A 20,928-nucleotide genomic window follows, 5' to 3' on the forward strand; every position below is an offset into this window, starting at 1 on the left:
ATAGATCGAAGCGCACTGGCCAATCGCCTGAAGCAAAAGGGTTTTCTGCGGCCCAACCATCAGACGAGCCCGGGCACCAGCGGGATACGGCCCCGCTGCCGAACGTGGCCGAGCAGCGGTTTTGGACCCAGGAACAAATGGACCCGACGCCGGGTCTGAATGCGCTCGGCGTCTGGGTCACCTTTCACACGCCCGTGCCGCATGCCGCGCTTGGCACTGCCTTGGCCAAAGTGATCGCACGGCACGAAGCCTTGCGCACGCGCTATTTGGATCGCGATGGCGATTTGGACCTGCGGATTGAGGACGATGTGGCCATACCGTTCGGGGCGCCGTTGTCTGACACGTCGCCGGATGCGCTGGCCCAGGCATTGGGCGACATGCACCTCAAGATGGATATGCCAACCCCGTGGCATATGCGTCCCGCCCCGATTGATCCGGCGCACCCCGATGGGCTGGTGTCCGGCGTATTGATCGGGGCGCATCATGCGGTGATGGATTGGACTGGTCTGGGTGTTCTGGTGCACGATCTCGATCAGGCTTTGGGGCCAGATAAGGGCCAATTAACCGCGCCTTCGATGCAGGCCCAAGACCATGCGCAGACCGCTCGGAAAGCCTTGGACACGACGCGCATGGCGGCACAGGCCTATTGGCAAGAACGTCTGGCCGACTGCCCGGCGGAATTGGCCTTGCCCGCCGCACATGGCGCGCCGCTTTCAGGTTATGACAGCCAACAGATCCGTCTTTCTGCCGCGCAATCACACCACTTGCGCGCGCGCGCGTCCGAGCTGGGCACAACACCCTTCGTCCTGTTGCTATCAGCTTATGGGCTGCTGCTTGCCGGTCTGTCCGGAACATCGGACGTCGTGGTCGGCACTGCCGTTTCACATCGTGATCAGGCGGGGTCGGATGCAGTGCTGGGGTGCCTGTCCGATCTCATCCCGCTGCGCCTCGACATGGACGGGGCGGCAAACGTCGACACCGCGTTGACCCGCACGCGCGATCTGTTGGCGCGGGATGTCGCGCATGCCGCGGTGGGGTTCAGCGACATTGTGGCCGCATCGGGTGTGGCCCGGCGCAAGGACAAGGCACCGCTGGTTCAGGCAATCTTCAACGCTTTGCCTGCCATGCCCGCCGCGCAGCATTTGACGGCCCGGCCCGTACATGGCCCGATTGCCCGCGCCGATATCGCGCTGGAAGCGGTCGAACAGGATAGCATCACATTACGGCTGGAACTCCGCGACGGCCTGTTTGCACCAGCAATGCGCACCCACATCGCGCAGTGTTTGACCCGTGCCATCACGCATGTGCTGAACGATGGCGCAAAACCTTTTGGCACCGTGGATTGGCCGCTCCCGGATCGCGACACCCAAGCACCGATGACAAGCAATGCAACCCATCTGGGTACTTGGCTGTTCGAACGGATGGCGCAACGACAGACGACCGCGATCCGCACCGACAGGGGCGACATCAGCTTTGCTGCGCTCTGTGACAGGGCAGAGGGGCTGGCCGCGGCATTGCTGGCCCAGGGGGTGCAATCCGGCGATGCGGTCGCCATTCAACTGCCGCGCGGCATGGATCAGGTGGTCTCCGTGCTGGCCTGTTTGCGGGCAGGGGGCGTTCTGGTGCTGCTGGATCCTGATCACCCGTTTGAACGCCGCCGGGATATCCTTGCGCAATCGCAGGCCACGCTGCTTGTCACGGATGATACCGATGAACGGCTCGCGTGCGTGGTGCAGGCCCGCATCGATCCAACGCCTGCGCGCGACATACCGCGACCCGCGCATTGGCCGGACAGAGACCCGCAAGACCTTGCATACATCGTGTTCACATCGGGCTCGACCGGTCGTCCAAAGGGCGCGTGCGGCACGCATCAGGGGCTCATAAACCGTTTGCTCTGGATGGAGGCGGCCTATCCATGGGCGCGTGACGAGGTCGCCTGTTTCAAGACGTCGCCTGCATTTGTGGATGCGCTGACCGAGATGCTCGGGCCACTTGCCGCAGGTGTGCCAAGCGTCATCGCGGGTGCGGATGTCGCACGGGATCCAGCGGCATTGGCACGTTTCATGGCAGAGCACCAAGTCACGCGGATCGTGGCGGTGCCTAGCCTGATATCCGTCTGGCTTGACCACGTGCCGAGCATTTCCGACCTGCTGTCGCGGCTGCGCTTATGTGTTGCCAGCGGTGAGGCATTACCGCCGCGCGTCGTGGACAAAATGAGTGAGAAGCTTCCTGCCTGTCAGTTGCTGAACCTCTACGGCGCTTCCGAAATCTCCGGCGATGTCACGCACCACCTTGCCGAACCTGGGCAAAAAGTGACGCCGATTGGTCGTCCCTTGCCCGGCAACGCGGTCGCGATTGAAGATGCAGAAGGGCGTGCCTTGCCCTGCGGATTTCCCGGTGAACTGGTTGTGTCCGGTGTCGGTCTGGCAGCGGGATATCGCGGCGCACGGTCGCAGGACGCACAAAGATTTCGGAACATGGCTGCCTTTGAAGGGGCACGCGGCTATGCCACGGGCGATTTTGCTTACATTGATCACAATGGCGATGTCGTCTTGCTGGGCCGCCGCGATGATCAGGTCAAGATCGACGGTGTGCGCGTCGAGTTGGGCGATGTTGCGCGCGTTTTGGAAAGCGCACCGGGCGTTGCCCAATGCGTCGTGGTTGCGACCAGCAACGCGGACAACCGCACTCAATTGATCGCCTTTCTGACCCGCACGGCATCAGGGATTGCCGATGAAAGCGCATGGCGCAGCTACGCCCGTGCGCGGCTATTGGGGTCTGCCGTGCCCGGGCGGTTCCTTGTCCTTGACTCGATGCCGGTTGGCCCAACCGGAAAAATCGACCGCAAGGCGCTGCAAGCGCAAGCTATGGACTGGCAAGAACCGCCTGACCAGGGTGACGTGGCACACACCGCGATGTCGCAGCGGATTGGCGAAATCTGGGCCGAGGTCCTCAACGTCCCGGTGCCAAGCCCGCATGCGGATTTCTTTGCGCTGGGCGGCACCTCACTGCGCGCCATTGTGATCCTGTCCAGACTGGCCACCGCGTTTGGACGGTATTTTGAACCGGGCATGATTTTCGATGCGCCGCAGCTTGGCGACTTGGCAGCTACCATTGATTTGGAGCTGTCGACGACGCCGGATGGCGCAGACCGGACAAGCGCGGCTCAACTCCCAATCCCGATGGCCCATGACCACGGGCAGAGCAGTCTGCTGACGGCCAATCAGGCGTGGCTGTGGCGCGTGCATCGTGACAAGCCGGACAGCACCGCTTACAATCTGGTGGCCGCGTATACCCTCGATGCCCGTGTGGACACGACGTCACTGGCGCGGGCCGTGACGGGTGTTTTTGCGCGCCACACCAGCTTGCGCACGCAAGTGCGTCCGAAGGGCGGTGCAGTGTCCATGTGCCTCATGGATGTGCCAGACGCCTCTGAGGCGCTGACATGGCATGACGACCGCACCACACCCGCCGACCAGTTGATGCAGCAGGCGGCGGCGCGACCATTCATGTTGGCGCAAGAGAACCCGGCCCGGTTCTTGATCTATCCGCGCGATACGGGCGTCTTGCTGATCGTGAGTGTGCATCACATGGCCAGTGACGGATGGTCGGCGCAAGTGATCCTGGATGATCTGGCACGGCTTTATGATCATTACGTACATGCTGGCCCAGAACTTGCCGGGCCGGGCTTGCAAACCGCTGACGTGGCAGTCTGGCAGGGCGAAACGCGCCCGATGTTGCAAGACCGCCTTGCCTCATATGTGGAGCGGATCGCTGGTGCGGCAGGGCCGCAGTTGCCGTCAAGCATGCTCGGATCGCCACGGGGCGGCGCTGCGCTGCGGTGCGATGTCGACGTAGACCCGGTTGCGTTGGACACGATCGTGCGCGCAGCCCCGCCAGGCACAACGACGCTTGGTGCGATCTGCGCAGCCTGGGCATTGACCTTGCGCGGCTTTGGCACGGACGGGCCGTTGCTGATTGGCCTGCCGCGCGCGGGGCGCGGCGCGCCGGGGCTGGAACGGACGGTCGGCTTTCTCGCCAACACGGTCCTGATGGCGCTTGACCCCGATCCCGTGGAAACTTGGGCCGACACTTTGGCACAAACCCAACAGGCTGTGCGGGACACGGGCCCGTTCGACATGATCCCCTTGGACTGGGTGCAGGATCAGGGCGCGGGCTGGCGCGCGGATCAGTCGGAAATCCGCACGATGGTGGTGCCAGAGGATGGGTTTGACTGGCGCTTGTCCCTGTCGGGCGTCGATGTGGCGTGGGTTGGTCAATCGCAGCCTACGCAAGCACGCGTGGATTTGGCGCTGGTGCTGAGCAAGACCGCCACAGGTCAAAAGCTGGAGATGGAATACGACACTGGCCGCATTCCATCCAGCCTGGCCCGGGCGCTGTGTGGTGCCTTGCGCACGATTTTGAACCATGCGGCCGCTGATCCGCAGGCGCGCGGCTTGCCCCTGGTGGACGCTGCGACTTTGCCAGGCCTGTTGAGGTCCGCCGCCGCGCACTGCCCGGATGCAACGGGCCGACTGGATGAGGTGTTGGCGGCCTGGGCGAGGGCCGCCCCAGATGCATTGGCCGCCCAAGACGGCACCGACGCGGTCACCACCCGACAGCTTGAAGATCGCGTGATGGATATGGCGCAGCGCCTACGCGCGGCTGGTGTGACCCCTGCTATGGCCGTCGGGATCGCCTGCGAACGTGGCGTGCCGTGGTTCGTGGGCATTCTGGCGGTGTGGCGCGTCGGCGCGAGCGTGGTCATCCTTGATCCCAGTTGGCCGAGCGCGCGGCGCGCCGACACATGCGCAGATGCCCAAGTGGCCGTCGTCCTTGATGCGGCGATGCTGACAACATCGACCCCGCTGCCGCCCATCCTGGCAGAGGCCACAGATGCGCACGACGTCCCCGCCGCTCTGACCTATACATCGGGCACGACAGGCACGCCGAAAGGTGTTGCGCTGAGGCATGATGCACTGATCCGGCTGGGGCATGCGCTGGCGCAAAGGCTTGATGTGCGCGCAGGCGACCGGGTGCTGCAAGCCGCCGCACCAGCTTTTGATGTCGCCTTGTCAGACATCGCGATGGCTTTGGTTGCGCAGGCGACATTGGTCGTTCTGCCGCAAAATGAGGTTATGGCGGGGCGCAGCCTGACCCACGCTTTGCGGCACCAACGGATTACCCATATGCAGGTCGCCGCCTCGGTGCTGAGCAATACTGGCGCGGCGGACTTGCCGGATTTGCGCTGTGTCGCTGTCGGGGGTGAGTTGTGCCCGCGCACGACGCTGGATGCCTGGGAGAGGAACCGGACCCTCTATGTCGCCTACGGTCCTGCCGAGGCCACGGTGACGGTTTCCCTCGCGCACTACAGCCCAGATACGGTGCTCGGTGCAATCGGGCAACCGATTGCGGGAAACTGCATCGCGGTTCTGGATCGCTTTGATCAACCATTGCCGCCCGGTGCCGTTGGGGACGTGGTGATCGCAGGGCCGCAGGTGGCGCACTATGTCGGCGGCGCTGCTGCACAGGCACATGGCTTTGGTGTCACGGATGTCTTTGGCTCAGACATGCCATCACTGCGCACGGGGGATCGCGGATGGGTGACGGACGCGGGATGTCTTGTGTTCGCGGGCCGCAATGACCGCCAGATCAAGATTCGTGGGACGCGGGTCGAGCCCTTGGCCGTTGAACAGCTTTTGGAAAGCCACCCGGACGTCACGCAGGCGGTGGTTGGCCCCTCCGGTGATGGACCGGATCGGCGGCTCGTGGCATGGGTGATCCGACAGGCCGATCCTTCCGATGACAGTACCGAGACCGCTTTGCGATGCTGGTTGGCCGGCCGTCTCGCCAAGGCATGGGTGCCCTCGCACATTGCTGTCGTGAACAGCTGGCCGCTGACCCCCAATGGGAAGCTCGACAAAAGCGCGCTGCCCACCCCCTGGGATGATCCCGTCGGCGGGCCCTCGGCACCAGCCAGCGACGTGCCGCAGACCCAGAGCGAGGTCGAGAGGCTTCTGTCCCGGCTTTGGCGCGAATTGCTGCGGCGGCAGGACATCCCGCGAGATCGCAGTTTTTACGAATGCGGCGGGGACTCTTTGCTGATCGTCACGTTGCAGACCCGTTTGGAAACCACCCTGCTGGTCGACATCCCCGTGGGTGAGTTGTTTGCGAATCCCACGCTGCCGGACATGGCGGCGATGATCTTTTCCAAATTGCCCCGAAAGACACTCGTGGAGTATGAGATATGAGACCACTTTGCGACATGCTCCAGGAATTGGCAGGCCTCGGGATCGAGCTTGAGGCAAACGGGGACAAGCTGCGCATTCGCGGACCTGCAAGCGCGTTGGATGCGGATATGCGCACCGAGTTGAAGGCGCGCAAGGCAGAGATTTTGGCGCATTTCTCTGCCCCTAAATCGCCGGTCGCTGTGCCGCTTTTGCCCAACCAACGACGCTTGTGGTTCATCGACAAGTTGACTGACGGCGCAACCGGGTTTGCGTTGCAGGCGGCCTTTGTGCTGCCGCAGCGGTTTTCAGAAGCCGTGTGGCAAACGGCATTGGATCAACTCTGCACCCGCCATCCAATTTTGTGCACACGCCTGCAAGAGGTTGAGGACACGCCGCATTTGCAGTTGCGAGAGGGCGCGGTTACGCCCGAATGTCACGACACGCCTTTGCCAGATGACAGGCCCGACTATGACGCCCTGCGCCCGACCTCGGACGCCTTGTTTCGCTGCACAATCTGGCCGCGCGGCGCTGCAGAATCGCTGGTGGTGCTGTCATTGCATCACATGATTTCCGACCGGCAGTCCATGTCGCTGGTGATCGAGGATCTTTTACGCCTGCTTGCGGGTCAAACCCCGTCAACGCAAGGTCTCGACTATCTGGATGTCATGGCCGGTGCGGACGAGGTGCAACAGGACCACAGCGCCGACGAGTTAAGCTATTGGACCGAGGCGTTGCGCGATGCGCCCTCTGAATTGGCACTGCCCTTTGATCGCGCGCGCCCCGAACGCAGGGGCGCGAAGGGCGCTGTGCATCAGTTCGCTCTGCCCAAGGTGGCGGATTTGAGGCCGCTAGCCCAACGGAACAATGCCACGGCATTTGTGACCTACCTGTCTGTTTACGCACAGCTTTTGTCGCGGTGGAGTGGTCAGCAGGACCTTGTCATCGGGTGCCCCGTTTCGGGCCGCTATCTGCCGGGGACTGAGGCCACAGTGGGGTATTTTGTCAACACCGTTGCGCTGCGCTTGGACCTTGAAAGGCTGGATATCGCGTCAATCATCGAACGGGCACGTGCGGTTGTCCTTGGCGCGATGGAACATCAAAACGCGGCCTTTGATCAGGTCGTGAGCGCCCTGTCGCCAGAGCGTCACCTGAACCGCAATCCGCTTTTCCAGGCGATGTTCGTGCTGCAACCTCCAGGTGGCCCGGCACCTGCATTTGACGGCCGCCCAATTGACATCCTGCCAGCACCGCCGCTGGCTCCGGACGTGGATGTCAGCCTGACGTTGGAAGAAACCGCGCAGGGATATGCCGGCTATCTGGAATACGATCCCGATCTGTTTGACCCGGATACTATCACACTCTTTGCCGATCAGTTCTCGGCCCTGTGCCATGACTATGCCGGGGCGGATTCTGAGCACCAAGCGCTCGCCCATTGGGTCGGGGTGCGCGCGCCGCGCCCATCGGGTGACATGTGGGATGTGCTGGGCGAACGCCTGCGGTCAATGCCAGCCGACCGTGCCGTGCTTGAGGATGATCAAGGCGTGGTCACGGTTGCGAAACTCATGGATCTGGCAAACGCTGTTGCGGCGGGCCTTGTCGGAAACGGGGTGGCAACAGGCGATACTGTTGGCATTTCCCTCGCGCGTACCCGCGACCGCGTGGCGGCGATGCTGGGGGTCTGGCAGGCACGTGCAACCGTGGTCTTTCTGCCGGTCGAGGGACAAGACAAGAGCGCGCATCAACTATGCGCAGAACGCATCGAACGGGGTGGGATTGGCTATGTGATCTGTGCGGACGGGGCCAGCGCAGATTTCGGTCAGGCGCACGTTTTGCCGATGGCCGGACTGGCATCTGCGCCGGAAGTTGTGCGGCCAGACGAGAACAGGGGCGCGGCCTATCTGTGCTTTACCTCCGGCACGACCGGCACCGCCAAGGCTGTGGCGGTCAGCCAGGCAGGGCTGATCAACCACATGCTGGGCATTGCCGATCTCTTTGTGCTGACGCCACAGGATCGCGTGCTGCAGTTTGCGCCAGCCTCGTTCGACATGGTGTTCGAGGACATGCTGCCCGCGCTGGCGGCTGGCGCGTGCCTCGTGGTGCCCGAGGCTGCGCAACTCACCGAGCTTGACCAGTTTCAGGCCATGCTCAACGACACACATGTCACAGTGGCCAACTTGCCCGCACCGTTCTGGCACGCCTGGGTGCACGAGCTGAGCGAGACGGCATCGACCGCGCCAGACAATTTGCGCCTCGTGATCACGGGCAGTGACCTGGTCCACGGCGAAGCCGCACAAACCTGGCGAACGCTTTGCCCGCAGACAGCGTTGCTAAGCGGGTACGGGCTGACCGAAACGACGATCACGGCCCTGGTGCACAGGCCTGCCCAAGACCCCGGCGCAATTGCATCCCGCACTTTGCCGCTGGGCGCACCGCTGCCCAATGTGTCGGTGTCCATCCTTGATGCGGATGGCATGCCGGTACCGTCAATGGTGGTGGGCGAAATCGCCATCTCTGGTGCGGCTGTGGCCATGGGATATCACGGCGTTTCGACCGATCCGCGGTTTCGCCAAGGTACGGATGGCCCGCAATTCATGACGGGCGATCTGGGCCGCATGCGCCGGGATGGGCAGCTGGAGTTTCTGGGGCGGCGCGATCAGCAGATCAAGATCCGGGGTGTCCGGGTCGAGCCGAGCGCCGTCGAGGTAACCGTCGCCAGCCTCGCCGGAGTGTCCGAGGCCGCAGTTGTCGCGCGCCCGACACCAACCGGACAATGGGGGCTGGCCGCCTTTGTCGTGGGCACGGAAACGCCGGATCATTACACCGAACATCTGCGCCGTCTGCTGCCTGCTGCCATGGTCCCTCAGAGCGTTGTCGTGCTGCCCGATCTGCCGCGCACGCCCTCGGGCAAGATTGATCGCCGCGCACTGGCCCGCAAACGTCTTGACGCACCAGCCAAGACCATGCGCCCGCCCACGTCGCAAGAGGCGCGGCTGGCTGCGATTTTCGCGGATGTTCTGGGCCAGAAGCGGGTTGGACCTGACGACAATTTCTTTGCGCTGGGCGGTGATTCCATCACCAGCTTGCAAATCGTTGCGCGCGCACGGCGTGCAGGGTTTGCGCTGACAGCGGCCCATGTGTTCGAGCATCAGACAGTGGCCGCCCTGGCCGCGCATGTCACCAACCTCGACCGGCAAGATCACGGCGAAACGCGCGGGCCCATACCCGCAACACCGATCCTTGCGTGGTTTGCGACGCAGTTCGACCAGCCATGGCGTCAGTTCAATCAATCCGTGATGCTGGCCTTGCCAGAGGCGGTTGATGCCGACGCCTTGCGTGTTGCCTTGGGGTCGGTGGCGGATGCGCATCCCATCTTTGCATTGCGCGTCGATCCGGGTGCTGCGGCCCCGTTTTCGATTGCCGACACGGCTCAAACGCCCGCATTTCATGTCCATGAAACAGAGCATGGGCAGGATGCCGCGATGGCAGAGCTGCAAGCCTCCCTCGACCCAGCCGAGGGTCACAATGTGGCGGCGCTTTTGCTGCCTGCGCAAAACCGGCTGCTTTTAACGATCCATCACCTGTGTATCGACGTCCTGTCCTGGGATGTGCTGCTGCGCGATCTTGAGACAGCCTATGATGCCGCCTGCACGGGCAAGAGGGTCGAGATCCGTCCCGCAGGGGCACCCTTTCGTGCCTGGGCCGAACGGCTGCAAGAGTTTGCCAAAGGCAACGGTATCGCAGGCACGGTGTCGCATTTCATGCAAAGCCTTGGCGGGCCGGTGGACCCGATTTTCGGTACTCCGATACCGGCAGGGCAGGACAAGGAGATCACGTCGATCCGCCTGTCCCTGCCAGCGGGCATCACCTCTGATCTCTTGCGCCATGCGGCTGTCGCTTACGAGTTGCGCGCGGATGAGGCGTTGCTTGTCGGTCTCATGATGGCACAGGCCAAGCGCGGGGCAAATGGCATCCGCGTCGATCTGGAACGCAATGGCCGCGCCTCTCCGTTCGAAGACCTCGATCTGGCGGACACTATCGGATGGTTCACCAGCGTCATGCCCCTGCGGCTTGAGGCGGGTGAAGATGTCGAGGCGCTGGCCAAACAGGTGCGCCGCGCAACACAGGACAGCCCGCACGAGGGCCTTGGGTTCGGCATGGCACGCTATTGCGGCACTGACGCGACCCGCGCCGCGTTGGAAAGCCTGCCAGAGGCTGATGTCCTGTTGAATTACGTCGGTGTGCTGAGCGGCTGGACCGAAACCGCGTTCCGGCCCGTTGATGCCGATTGCGGGCCGACGATCGCGCCCGAGACCCGGCGCAGCCACGTGCTTGAGATCAATGCAGGTGTGGTGGCTGGCCAGATGCGGATCGAGCTGGTCGCCCCGCACTCCGCCCATGCCCAAGCCGCAGCCTTGGCACAGCATCTTGAATTGGCATTGTCTCAACTGGCCGCCCAGGCCCGGCGCGCCCGCTTTGGCCTCGAGTTGGGCGAAGATGTTGAAGATGTGTTGCTGGCGACGCCCTTGCAGCACCGGATTCTGTTGCACTCGATGCGGCGGCCCGAGACGTACTTTGACCAGCTGCGCTTCACGATTGACGGCCCACTGGATTGGGAGATCATGCAAAGGTCGTGGGACATGGTGCAGCAGCGCCACAAGGCCCTGCGCACCACCTTTGGCTTTGCTGCGGATGACCGGCCCTTGCAGATCGTGCACCGGACATCGCGCATGGCATGGCACAGCCTGGATTGGCGCGACCTGCCCAAAGCGGAGGCTGCGCGCCTGATCCCGGGCGTGATGGATGCCGACCGCGCCAAGGGGTTCGATGTCGAGGCTGGGCCGCTCATGCGCATGCATGTGGTGCGCCTGACAGAGACGCATTACGAGTGGATCTGGAGCGCGCATCACCTTGTTCTGGACGGCTGGTCCGTTTCGGTGGTGATGCAGGACTGGCAAGCGATCTATGCTGCGATGGTTAAGGGGGATGCACCACAATTGGCCCCCGCCGCAGACCCATCGGACTATGCGGCGTGGCTGGATCGTCTCGATCTCAACGCGGCACGCGACTACTGGGCGGATCACCTGACCGGGGCCGACGCCACCTTTGTGGCGGACAGTGGCACGTCAGATCCGGCGGCAGTGCAGGCGCCGGGCACGGACCGCATCGACCTTGGCGCGCAGGATCAGGCGCGGCTTGGTGATCTGGCGCGTGATCTGGGCAGCACAGTCGGAACGATTGCGCAGGCTGCATGGGCGCTGGTGCTGCGACGCTATGGTCACAGCGGGCCCGTGCTGTTCGGTCTGACCGTGTCGAACCGTCCGCCCGAGGTGCCCGGTGCCGAAAACCTGGTGGGCATGATGATCAACACCTTGCCCGTGCGCGTCGATATCGACCCAAGTGAAACGCCACGCGGGTTGCTGGCACAGATGACGGCGCAGGCACGGGCGCGCGCCGCATCATCGGCTCTGTCGCTGGATGACATTCTGGAGGCTGGAGGGTTCGGCGGTGGCTCACTGCCCTTTGACAGCATGATGCTGGTGCAGAACTATCCGCGCCCTGCATCCCTTTCGGTGGGCGACCTCGACATCGGGTTGGCACAAGTCGCCGAGCGCACCGACTTGCCCCTGACACTGGTTGTTCAATCGGGGGAGGATCCCTGCCTCATGGCGGTGTGGGATCGCGCACGTATTGATGACACCCGTGCCCGGGCGATGCTGCGCCATTGGCATGCAGTGATCCAATCCTTCCTCGCAGATGTGGATCAAAGCCTTGGCGGCGTTTCTGTCTATTCCGGGGCTGAGCTGGCCGCGCGGATTGCGCTGGCCCAGGGGCCACGGCCCGACACGCCCGTTGTGCGCGGTGTCGAGGCGGCAGAGCATTGGGCGCGCATCCTGCCGGATCACACGGCGCTCGTCGCCGACGATGCCGTGCTCACCTATCAGGCACTGAACGCGGCCGTCGCGCATCTTGGCGCGCAACTCAAACAGGCTGGCTTGGCTGCGGGCGCGCCTGTCGCAGTCGTTTTACCGCGCTCTGCCCGCGCAATTGTGTCCATCCTCGCCGTGATGCGGGCTGGCGGCGTCGCTGTGCCGGTCGACACGGCATATCCGCAGGATCGTATCGACTACATTCTCGCCGACAGCGGTGCAGATCTGGTCATCACGCAGGCAGATGTTTCTGTCGCGCTGGGACAGCGAAAGGTCGTTCTGTGCGACAGACTTGCGGTAACCCAGCCCCCGACCGACGCAGCCGCGCATCCGTCACCGGACATGCCGGCTTATGTGATCTACACCTCGGGCTCGACGGGACAGCCCAAGGGCACGATCACCCATCACGGTGGCCTCGACAACATGATCGCGGCGCAGCGCCACGCCTTTGACATCGGACCTGCCGACCGCGCGCTGCAATTCGCTTCGCTCTCCTTTGACGCCTCGATCTGGGAGACGTTCATGGCGCTGGCCTCGGGTGCCACGCTGTTTGTCCCATCGCGGGATCGGGCCTTGGGTGGCCGCGAACTGGCGGAATACCTGCGCGATCAGCAGATCACAGCTGCCACATTGCCGCCGACCGTGATTGGCGGTTTACCAGAAACTGACCTGTCGCATTTGGCCCTGTTGGTGGCCGCTGGCGAAGCGTGCCCGCAAAGCCTGATCGACAGCTGGGGCAGGGAGCGGCGGTTTTTCAATGCCTATGGTCCCAGCGAAGCGTCCGTGTGCGCAACCCTCCACCACGCGATGCCCGGAAACGATGCTGTGCCGATTGGCGCCGCCATCGCGGGTGCGGTTGCCTATGTGACTGACCCTGACGGGCATCTTGTGCCTGCCGGGGGAACGGGTGAGTTGGTGATTGGCGGTGCAGGCGTCGGCCTCGGCTATCACGGGCGGCCCGAATTGACCGCACGTGCATTTGGGACGGACCCGTGGGGGCAGGACGCGCGGGCGCGCATCTATCGCACCGGCGATCGTGTCGAAGTGGTCCAAAGCGGCAGCCTGATGTTCCGCGGTCGTCTGGATCGCCAGATCAAGCTGCGTGGCTTTCGCATTGAACCCGGCGAGATCGAAAGTGCGCTTGTGCGGCAGGCTTCGGTTGCGCGCGCGCTTGTGGGCGCGCGCAGCACCGAAACGGATGACATGCCGCGCCTCATGGCCTGGGTTATGCCAGCAGAGGGGGCTGTGATTGACCCGGATGCGCTGCGCGAGGATCTGGGCCAGCACCTGCCCACGCATATGGTGCCATCGGCAGTGTTGGCGATTGATGCGATCCCGCTGACGCCAAATGGCAAGGTTGACTGGGCGGCCCTGCCGGATGCCACCGAAGAGGTTGCTGCACCACAAGAAGAGACCGCGCCAATTGCCGAAGCGCCACAGCCTGCACCACCTCGGGCCGCACCTGCGCTGTCCCCGCAAGAGCGGATCATTGGGGGCCTCACCGACATTTGGGCCGAACTGCTCGATGGTCGCCGCGTCGCACCGGATCAGAACTTCTTTGACGCCGGGGGGCATTCCCTGCTGCTCGTCCGGATGCAGCCCATGCTGAAAGAGGCGTTCGACATTCAGGTGCGTACCCGCACGTTGTTTGACAATCTGACCATCGGGGAGTTGGCCGAGGCCCTGCTTGATGCCGGGGCCAAGGTGCCTGATGTGCCGGAGCCGACACTAGCCGAGACGGGGCACCCAACGTCATCCGCGCAACCACAGGCGCAAGCGTCCGAGCCGATTGCCGTGATCGGCATGGCGTGCCGCTTTCCCGGTGCTGACGGCCTGGATGCGTTCTGGGACATGTTGCGACTGGGCAAAGAAGGGCTGAGCGACCTTGCGCGCGCCGACCTTGAGGCCGCAGGCGAGTGCCCGAAGGCGCTGAACAATCCCGCCTATGTCGCACGCCGCGGTATCATCGCGCAGGCCGACAGTTTTGATGCCGAGGCCTTTGGTATCGGGCCCAGCGAAGCGCAACTGATGGACCCGCAGCATCGCCTGTTCCTGGAATGCGTCTGGCACGCCCTTGAGGATGCAGGGCATGCCCCGCGACAAGGGGCAAACACGGGCGTCTTTGCCGGGGCAGGTTACAACACCTGGCTGAACGAAGTGTTGCGCCCTGCCGGCCACTCGATCACGGGGGCCGCAGGTTATCACGCCGTGACCGCGAACGAAAAAGACTTCCTTGCGACGCAAACCGCCTTTCGTCTTGATCTGCGCGGGCCTGCGGTTTCCGTGCAAACCGCCTGTTCCACGTCGCTGGTGGCGGTGATCCAGGCGGTGCAGGCCTTGCGTGCCGGTTTGTGCGACACGGCCATTGCGGGCGGCGTTTCGATGTCCTTTCCCGCCCATCGCGGGTACATCTACGAACCGGACATGATCCTGTCGCCGGATGGTCATTGCCGCCCCTTTGGCGCGCAAGCCGCAGGCACGGTGCCGTCTTCGGGGGTGGGGGCGGTTGTGCTGAAACCCTTGTCAGAGGCGCAGGACGATGGGGATCGGATCTATGCCGTGATACGGGGCACGGGCCTTGGCAATGACGGGGCGCGCAAGATGAGCTTTGCAGCACCAGGCGTGGACGGTCAGACCGAGGCGATGCGCGCCGCCCTTGATGACGCAGGGCTGGAGCCGGGCGATGTCGACGCGCTCGAAGCGCATGGCACCGGGACAGCCCTTGGTGATCCTGTCGAGATGACGGCCATCGCCCGTGTCTTTGCTGATCGCAAGACGCCCCTGTCGATCGGGTCGGTCAAAAGCAACATCGGACATGCTGATGCAGCAGCCGGTATTGCTGGTTTTATCAAGACGGCGCTGGGCTTGTGGCATGGTGCAATGCCGCCCAGCCTGCATGCCGAGGTGGTGAACCCGCGCCTTGACCTCGCAGATGGCGCCCTGCGCATTGCCAGTGACACGGTCACGCTGAACGAAACGGCCCGCGCCGGGGTCAGTTCGTTCGGCATCGGGGGCACCAATGCCCACGTGCTTTTGGAAACGGCCCCCACGCGACAGGTACAGGCCACCGATGACCAAGAGGCGTGGCACATCCTGCCCGTCTCTGGCCCTTCGGTGGGGGCAACGGCGGATATCGCACAAGCGCTTGGGGATCGGCTCGCGGCGGATAGCCCGCCGATCGCAGGCGTTGCCGCGACCTTGCAATCGGGCCGGGCTGCGCTATCCCATCGGTCTGCCGTTTTGGCGCGCGGTGCTGACAGAACTGAGGCCACGCAAAACCTGCGCACGGCCAAATCTCAAGAGGCGAGGGGCGTGCGCCCGGCCTTCCTTTTTGCTGGGCAGGGCAGCCAGCATTTGGCGATGGGCAAGGCGCTGTATGACCAGTTCCCCACCTATCGCGCCTGCATGGATGATATCGACACGCGGCTGCGGCCCCTTCTTGGGCGCTCGTTGCACGACTTGATCCTGTCACAGGGTGACGATTCCCAGGATACCTTGCGCTACACCCGTTTTGCACAGCCTGCCGTCTTTGCCGTTTCGGTGGCCACAGCCCGTCTTTGGCAAGAGCTGGGAGCGACGCCTGGGGCGGTTCTTGGTCATTCGGTGGGCGAGTTTGCCGCCGCACATATCGCAGGGGTCATGGACCTTGATGAGGCACTGCGCCTGATCGTTGCGCGCAGTGCATTGGTCGCTGACCAGCCCGCCGGTGGCATGTTGGCCGCGACGTTGGGCGCTGACGAGGCAACGGCCTATCTGTCCGACGGGGTGGAAATCGCCGCGTTGAACGGGCCACGCCAAGTGGTGTTTGCAGGGCCCCATGCCGTGGTGGACGCGTTGAAAAAACGGCTGGCGCAGGACAGTATCCCCTGTCAGCCCCTCGCCACCTCGCACGCCTTTCACTCTGCCATGCTGGCCCCGGCCCGTGATGCGTTCAAGGCCGAGATTGACACAACAAAGCTGTCCACACCCAATGTGCCCTTTGCGTCGACGGTGACTGGAACATGGGTCGATCCCGGTGATTTGCTTGCGCCCGCGTATTGGGCGGATCAAATCTGCAATCCCGTGCGCTGTGCCGAGGCGTTGGCGGCGCTATCCGAGGATGGGCCATACGTTGGACTGGATATGGGGCCGGGGGCCACCATGACCGCGCTTGCCGCTGCGAATGGCATCTCATGCCTGACCAGTCACGATGTACCGCAGGCCGGGGAGAATGGGGCAGACGCCCCACCTCAACTCCTCTCTTCTCTGGCTGATCTGTGGTGCAAAGGTGCGTCGGTGAACTGGCAGGCGCTGCATGCCGAAACTCCGCAGAAAGCGGCGCTCCCCTTGATGCCCTTCGCGCGGACGCGCCATGCGCCGTCTACTGTTAAATCGGGTGGGATGCATGACCTCCCGCCGAAACGTGCGGACATGGGGTCGTGGTTTTATCGCCCCGATCTGGAACCGGTGACGCAGGTACAAGGCGCACGGATCACCGGCCCGGTTCTGATCGTCTCGGACCGGCCCGACACCGCTGCGGGTTTCCTGTCAGCGCTCTTGCCACAGGATGTCGTTAGCACCGCCACGGTCGCAGACGTGACCGCACAAGCGCCCGAGCAGGTTTTGAACGCGGAACAACCTGCGCCCACCAACCTCATCTTTCTGTTGCGCGAAGACCCCGGTGCTGACTGGACCGTCTTGCAAAGCGTTCTGGTCTGGGCCCGGCATTTCGTGATCACCCACGGGGCTGTGGCGCGCGGTATTCGTCTGGTGACGCAAGGGGCCGTGCCAGGTGCAGTGCCGGTCGTGCCGATGCTGGCCGCGTTGCGCAGCGCTTTCGAAGTTATGTCCGTTGAGCACCCTGAGATCGCAGTATCCGGTCTGGACCTCGTCGAGTTGCCGGACACCACGGTTCCCCTGCCCGAAACCGGGTTTTTCGTCTGGAAAGCGGGTGGTTTTTTCAACGATGTTCCCGTCGCGACAGAGTGCCCGGAACCGACGCGCGCAGCACTGCCGGACACGCCGCGCATCCTGATCACGGGTGGTTTTGGTGGCGTCGGGCGCGCGCTGTCGGACGCGCTGGCCGATGCGCATCCCGGTGCGGAACTGGTGCTGACCAGCCGCGGTGATCACAGCGCGTCGCCTGTGTTGGACCGTTTGCGCAATCGTGGCGCGGTGGCTCGGGCTGTGCAGATAGACGTCAGCGAAGGCCAGGCCGTCGCGTCGCAAATTGCCGAATTGGGCCCGTTTGATCTGGTGATCCATGCAGCGGGATGTGCGGATCATGGCGGCGTGTTGGCGCGACGGGATGGTCCGTCTGTCGCTGCCGTGCTGGCACCAAAGATCGCGGGCCTTGAGGCCATTGCACCTGCCGTAACGGATAAAACGCAAGTCGTGTTGTGTTCAACGCTTGGTGCGTGGATGCCGGATGCAAAGTTCGGTCAGGCCGCTTATGCCGCTGCAAACGGCTATCTGGACGCGGCCGCAATCGCGCTGTCTGCGGCCGGGCACCGCGCCGTGGCCATCAATTGGGACGATTGGGTTGGCGCAGGCATGACCGAGGCCGCCCGCACATCAGCAGGCGAGGCCCCGTTGCAGGCTGAGGACGGGCTGACCGCTGCTGAAGGCGCTGCGGCGCTGATGCGGATTTTGGCGGCGGGCCAGCCACGGGTCGCAGTTTCGGTGCGGGATTTGCACCTCTTGATGCGGTCCGCGCGCGCACGCTTTGCCGATGGGGCGGCACATAAGGGCAGCCAAGTTCAAAACCCTTCAGGTCAGGATCGCCCCGGAACCCTCCCGAACATGACACCAGCGGAAATCGCCGCGCACATACTCAGCCTGTTCCGTGACGTGCTGGGCCGCCCAGATTTTCAGGAACAGGACAACTTTTTCGAGCAGGGGGGCATTCGCTGCTGGCGATGCAAATCCTGATCCGAATACGCGATGACATGAACTTGCCCTGCGCCCTCATGGACATCTTCGAAGCCCCAAGCCCCGCCGATTTGACGCACCGCCTGGTTGCGAAAATGGGCGACCCAATAAAGGAATTGCAATGACCGACGCCTCTGAAACCTTTTGCCTGCGCCCCGATGTGGTGGTGGAACCCGTTGTGGCCGGTTGGTACGCGACCACGCAGCTGGTTTCTCCGCTGGCGCATGCGATGAACACCGCGTTTCGCCACCTGCCCATCATGCAAAGCTATATCAGCAGCCCGCAGATGCATGCCGCAGCCGTGCAAGACCCGGACATGCTGGGCGGCCCTTTCATCGACCATCCTGCCGAGCGCGTTGATGATGTGGTCAAGCTGCTGGAGGGCACGCGCGACACACAAAGCGGACACATTGAACTGGCCAACGCCGTGCGCACGGCGTGGAGTACGCTGCAAAACGGCGCGTCCGGGGGCAGCATGGCCGAGATTTATGCGGCCATGCCGGAAGACCTGCGCGGCTACCTCGAACTTGTCTACACGCCGGGCGGCACGCCCGACTTGCGCGTGTTCGAGGCGCTCTTGTACCAAAGCGCGCATTACACACCCCATCTGCAGGGATCACTGATCCAGCGGATTTCCGGCGATGAACGCCCGTTTTCCATGTCAACGCCACGCTTCCCGGGGGCAGGCAAGTTTGCCTTCAATCGCCCATTTGCGGACCCGGCCTATGACGTGTTGGGCCGTTTGCGTAGCCAGCCCATGACCCGCGCCGACATTGCCGAAGCATTGGGGCTAAGCGCATCCGAAGCCGCTGAGTTTGATGCATTCCTGATGCCCGCATCGCCGCCCGAACCGGTGGTAAAGCCGGCGCAAAGCCGGTGGCGCTATTTCGGACATGCCTGCGTTCTGGTGGAATCGGCGGCAGGGCGTTCTGTGCTGGTCGATCCCGTGATTGCCTACGAGTCCGGTGACGCGCCAGAGCGCTACACCATCGAGGACTTGCCGGATGTCATTGATTTCGTGGTCATCACCCACAATCACCCCGATCACGTGCTGATCGAGACGCTTCTGGCCCTGCGCTGGAAGATCGGCACCATCCTCGTGGCCCGCAGTGGCGGCAGCATGGTCGATCCCTCGCTGAAATCCGCGCTCTTGGCCATCGGGTTCCCGGATGTGCGCGAGGTGGATTACCTAGAGACCGTCCAAGTCGATGATGTGTCCATTCAGGCGCTGCCCTTCCTCGGTGAACATGCAGACCTCGACATCAGCTGCAAGGCGGCGTGGTTGGTCGATGCCGGGCTGCGCATGGTCTTTGCCGCGGATTCCAACAACCTTGATCCCAGGCTCTATGACCGCCTTGCGCCAACGATTGGTCGGCTCGACGCGCTGTTCCTCGGGATGGAGTGCGAAGGCGCGCCGATGTCGTGGCTATATGGCGCGATGCTGCCCTTTGCCGTGAGCCGTGCAGATGATCAGGAGCGTCGCCTGGACGGGTCGAACGCGATGCGTGCGCAGGCACTGATCCAGAGCCTCGATGTCGGGCAGGTCTATATCTATGCAATGGGGCTGGAACCCTGGTTGAAGTTCATCACCGGGATGGCACCGGAGGACGACAGCACGCCGATGCAACAATCCGACGTTCTGTTGTCCCAGTGCCGGGATAACGGCATGAGCGCGCAGCGTCTGTATGGAAGTGCGACAAGTGAGGACGCAGTCGAAACGGTCGAATTCGATCTCTAGGGCGTTTTGGTCTATCGAGACTCTCTGACAATCCAGCAAAAACGCGGTGTGCTTGGTTCGGGGCAGGGCACACCGGACGTGTGTTCCCGCCCACGCTCAGGCGCCCATCATCCGTTTGCGCCGTTGCTTGATCTTGTCATTCGATGCCTCGGTCCCGTCGTGGAAAGAGCCGAACAGCTTGTCCCATGGCAGCTCAAGCGAGCCGTAATTGCACTCGAAGTATCTATGATGCATCTGGTGATGGAACGTGCCCAGCTTCAGCCGATTTGCATCCTTGACCACCAGCCCTTCGAACCCGGTATGCGTCGTGGCCGCCGTCAGCGCGTAGTATTGCAAGTGGTACAGGATGTGCACCGGATGGGCCGCCACAACCCAATGGATCAGAACCGAGCCGAGAAAGATCAGATGCTCGACCGGGTGCATGGACATGCCTGACCACGGTCCGACATTGATGTTGCGATGATGCAGGGCGTGCACATGTTTGTAAAAGAACGGAATGTGCAGAAACCGGTGGATCCAGTAGAAATAGAAACTCTCCCACACCGGGATCAGCAGGAACAACGCCACAAACCAGACCGGATGCGCCGCCCAGGTCAACATCGGGGCGTATCCATTTGCCAGCGCCCAGAACATCAACACTTCGTAGGCCGTCCAGATGGTCACACCGCTGGCCAGCGTCCAGAACATGTTGTCCCTGATCTGGCCGCCCAACGTGAATTGCTTGCCGTTCTTCATCAACGGGCGCGGGTCGTATTTCAGCGTCTGACCCTGTTTGGTGAAGGTGTAGAAGTAAAGATGCAGACCCCCCGCAACCGCCGACATCAGGACCAGGTTGCGCACATACATCTCGGCGACCCAGCCAAACGCGAGCGTCTTGACCTCCTCCAACGGTGGCTGGAACCAGTAGAATGAAACGAATGCGATCCCGACAACGATCAGCCGTTCGGTGATCAGGAACCACGAATTCCAGACCCAGGCCAACATATCGAGGGGCCGCAGCGGCCAGGAAAAGAATGGAGATACCTTAAGGGGTACGTCTGGAACGTGGTTCCAGCCTTTCAACGGTGCATCCGCCATCCGAGTCTCCGCGCCAAATCTCTCGATCCGAGTTTGGCAGATGCAT

5 protein-coding genes are annotated in these 20,928 nt (G+C 63.2%); 4 read left to right on the forward strand and 1 reads right to left on the reverse strand.

From position 1 onward, the window contains the following. Positions 1-137: 137 nt before the first annotated feature. From ACMHLQ_RS16695 to ACMHLQ_RS16710, 4 genes are read left to right on the forward strand one after another with little or no spacing between them, the layout of a single operon-like run. Positions 138-6,251, forward strand: a complete 6,114-nt coding sequence (locus ACMHLQ_RS16695) for an amino acid adenylation domain-containing protein (protein ID WP_415401829.1) — start codon at positions 138-140, stop codon at positions 6,249-6,251. A 14-nt stretch (positions 6,252-6,265) separates the two neighbouring features. Then, positions 6,266-18,067 carry an amino acid adenylation domain-containing protein gene (locus ACMHLQ_RS16700; protein WP_415401830.1) on the forward strand — a complete coding sequence of 3,934 codons (11,802 nt, stop codon included), beginning with the start codon at positions 6,266-6,268 and terminating at the stop codon, positions 18,065-18,067. Further along, on the forward strand, positions 18,055-18,192 hold the full coding sequence (locus ACMHLQ_RS16705) for a hypothetical protein (protein ID WP_415401831.1): 138 nt from the start codon (positions 18,055-18,057) through the stop codon (positions 18,190-18,192). Before ACMHLQ_RS16700 ends, ACMHLQ_RS16705 begins: the two co-directional genes overlap by 13 nt. After that, positions 18,189-19,805: an MBL fold metallo-hydrolase gene (locus ACMHLQ_RS16710; RefSeq protein WP_415401832.1), complete on the forward strand. Its 1,617-nt coding sequence runs from the start codon at positions 18,189-18,191 to the stop codon at positions 19,803-19,805. Before ACMHLQ_RS16705 ends, ACMHLQ_RS16710 begins: the two co-directional genes overlap by 4 nt. 96 nt (positions 19,806-19,901) lie before the next feature. Here the strand turns inward: ACMHLQ_RS16710 and ACMHLQ_RS16715 are convergent, their stop codons facing one another. Then, positions 19,902-20,882, reverse strand: coding sequence for a sterol desaturase family protein (locus ACMHLQ_RS16715; protein WP_415401834.1), 981 nt, complete (start codon positions 20,880-20,882; stop codon positions 19,902-19,904). Positions 20,883-20,928 lie beyond the last annotated feature (46 nt).

The sequence above is a fragment of the Tateyamaria algicola genome (genome assembly GCF_047715485.1).
Lineage (GTDB): Bacteria > Pseudomonadota > Alphaproteobacteria > Rhodobacterales > Rhodobacteraceae > Tateyamaria.

What these genes read in the sequence shown, in the direction of transcription:
- ACMHLQ_RS16700 (WP_415401830.1), top strand. Translation starts at nt 6,266, where the DNA reads ATGCTCCAGGAATTGGCAGGCCTCGGGATCGAGCTTGAGGCAAACGGG.
- ACMHLQ_RS16715 (WP_415401834.1), bottom strand. Translation starts at nt 20,882, where the DNA reads ATGGCGGATGCACCGTTGAAAGGCTGGAACCACGTTCCAGACGTACCC.
- ACMHLQ_RS16705 (WP_415401831.1), top strand. Translation starts at nt 18,055, where the DNA reads ATGCAAATCCTGATCCGAATACGCGATGACATGAACTTGCCCTGCGCC.
- ACMHLQ_RS16710 (WP_415401832.1), top strand. Translation starts at nt 18,189, where the DNA reads ATGACCGACGCCTCTGAAACCTTTTGCCTGCGCCCCGATGTGGTGGTG.
- ACMHLQ_RS16695 (WP_415401829.1), top strand. Translation starts at nt 138, where the DNA reads ATGGACCCGACGCCGGGTCTGAATGCGCTCGGCGTCTGGGTCACCTTT.